The following is a 2,273-nucleotide window of genomic DNA, read 5'->3' on the forward strand; positions in this document are numbered from 1 at the left end:
GATCAGGGTCTCGTAGATTTCGGCGATCGCCTCGTGCCAGTCGTCGACGGTTGTCCGGTAGGACGATGTCGGCTCGGCCCTGACCGGCACCTCGAATTCGACGCGGCGCGATTTAGGGTTGGTGACGAAGCGGTCGCAGATCTGCCGGCGCAGATCGGCGAGATCGTTCTTCTTCGCCCCCTTGTCGGGGATGAACAGCACGTCGGCGCGGTTCAGGCCGTTGATGGCCTGGACCGTCATGTGATCGGGATTACCGGCGCCGATGCCGATGACGAGAAGCTTGCGCATGGCGATCTCCTGCCTGATCGGCGGCTCGGTGTCCAGAAGTACCCGTATCCGGTGACGAAGGGCTTTGAAACGCTATCTTGAAACGGGTAGATGGAAGAGCGCATCCGGCTGGTCCCGGTATAGCGGCACAGAGGAGGGGTCGATGTTACGCACCATACTGACCGCGGCGCTGGCGATCATGGCCGCTCCGGCCCTCGCCAACGATTCCGTCGCCGAACTCGGCACCGGCGGCCTGATCCTGTCGCGCAGCGATGCCGTCGCCATGCAAAGCGAGGACCTTTTCATCTCGCCGGAGAAGGTGACGGTCGACTATGTCTTCCGCAACAACACCGACAAGGATGTCAGCTCCATCGTGGCGTTCCCGATGCCCGACATCGAGGGCGATCGCAACGAGATGCCGGCGCTCCCGGAGGCGCAGAGCGACAATTTCCTCGGCTTCGAGGTGACGATTGACGGCGTCGACGCGAAGCCTCAGCTTGAGCAACGGGCGTTTGCACTGGGCATCGACATCACTGCCGACCTCAAGGCCCAGAGCGTGCCGCTCTATCCGTTCGGCGATGCTGCCAAGGCGGCGCTGGCGAAACTGCCCAAGGCTGTCACCAAGGACTGGGAAGACCGCGGCATCATCATCGAGGATACGGCCGATGACGGTTCGGGCATGCAGACCGCCTATGTGCCCTTCTGGCAATTGCGCTCGACCTATTGGTGGCGTTCGACCTTCCCGGCCAACAAGGAAGTTCATGTCTCGCATCGCTATAAGCCAAGCGTCGGCGGCACCTCCTCGGTCAGCTTCTTCTCCGATGGCCAGTTCCAGAGCCCGCAATACGAGACTTACAAGACCCGCTACTGCATGGATCAGACGTTCGAGAACGTGGTGCGCAAGGCGGCCAAGGCGAATCCGGACGGTTATCCAAAATATTACGAGAGCCGGATCGCCTACGTCCTCACCACGGGGGGCAACTGGGCCTCCGGCACCATCGGCAATTTCAAGCTGACGATCGACAAGGGCAGCCCCAAAAACCTCGTCTCCTTCTGCGGCGACAATGTCAAAAAGGTCGGACCGACGACATTCGAGATCACCGCGAAAGATTTTTATCCCGAGCGCGACATCGACATCCTGCTGCTCGAGCCGTCCGACAATGGCGGGAACGGCGGCTGATGGATATCGCGATCTATGTCGCCATCGCCGAAAACGGCGTGATCGGCCGCGAGGGCGGCCTGCCGTGGCGGCTTTCCACCGATCTCAAGCGCTTCAAGGCCGATACGATGGGCAAGCCGATCATCATGGGCCGCAAGACCTATGAAGGCATCGGCCGGCCGCTGCCCGGCCGGCTCAACATCGTGGTGACGCGCGACAAGGCCTGGCGCGCCGAAGGCATCGAAGTGGCCCACTCGCTGGATGACGCGATCGCGCTGGCCAGGGTGCGCGGCCGCTGCATGGCGGGAGCGGAGGAGATCTGCGTGGTCGGTGGCGGCGAGATCTATGCCCAGGCCTTGCCGGTTGCCGACCGGCTGCACGTGACGCATGTGCTGGCCAGCGTCGATGGCGACGCGCATTTTCCGCCGATCGACCCGAGCATCTGGCAAGTCGTCAGCGCCGAGGATTTTCCCGCCGGCGAGAAAGACAGCCACGCCACGCGTTATACGGTTTACGAGCGCCGACGCGACGATCGTTGATGACGACAAAGGGTCGCGACCGATCCAAATCGCATGGGGACGATGGCCCATCGCGTTGAAAGCGGATCGACGCGTCCCTATAGAAGAACGGTGTTGCAGCGGCCCGCGTCCAACCGGACGCACAAGAGGCCGCCGTAATACCTTGATTTTGGCGCACGATTCCTTTTCGAAAACCGATATGGGTTTTCCCGGTCATGCGTTAGGATTGCGCCGCAAGGCCTGAGGGAACCGAAGCGAAAGGACATTCATGCCCTGGAACGACAAGAGTGGCGGCGGCGGCCCATGGGGCGGCGGCGGCAATCAGGGAC

The 2,273-nt window shown here is 62.2% G+C and carries 3 protein-coding genes; 2 read left to right on the plus strand and 1 reads right to left on the minus strand.

Translation table 11 applies throughout. From position 1 onward, the window contains the following. Positions 1 to 288: SAM-dependent methyltransferase (locus EOA24_RS34845; RefSeq protein WP_245501924.1), on the minus strand; the 288-nt coding region annotated here is incomplete at its 3' end. Positions 289 to 430: 142 nt separating this feature from the next. Between EOA24_RS34845 and EOA24_RS34850 the strand changes: the two genes are divergently transcribed. Beyond that, positions 431 to 1,447: a DUF4424 domain-containing protein gene (locus tag EOA24_RS34850; RefSeq protein WP_126082048.1), complete on the plus strand. Its 1,017-nt coding sequence runs from the start codon at positions 431 to 433 to the stop codon at positions 1,445 to 1,447. Continuing rightward, on the plus strand, positions 1,447 to 1,965 hold the full coding sequence (locus EOA24_RS34855; RefSeq protein ID WP_126082049.1) for a dihydrofolate reductase: 519 nt from the start codon (positions 1,447 to 1,449) through the stop codon (positions 1,963 to 1,965). The genes EOA24_RS34850 and EOA24_RS34855 overlap by 1 nt, the downstream gene beginning before the upstream one ends. The last annotated feature ends 308 nt before the right edge of the window (positions 1,966 to 2,273 follow it).

The organism is Mesorhizobium sp. M2A.F.Ca.ET.039.01.1.1, assembly GCF_003998035.1.
Taxonomy (GTDB): domain Bacteria; phylum Pseudomonadota; class Alphaproteobacteria; order Rhizobiales; family Rhizobiaceae; genus Mesorhizobium.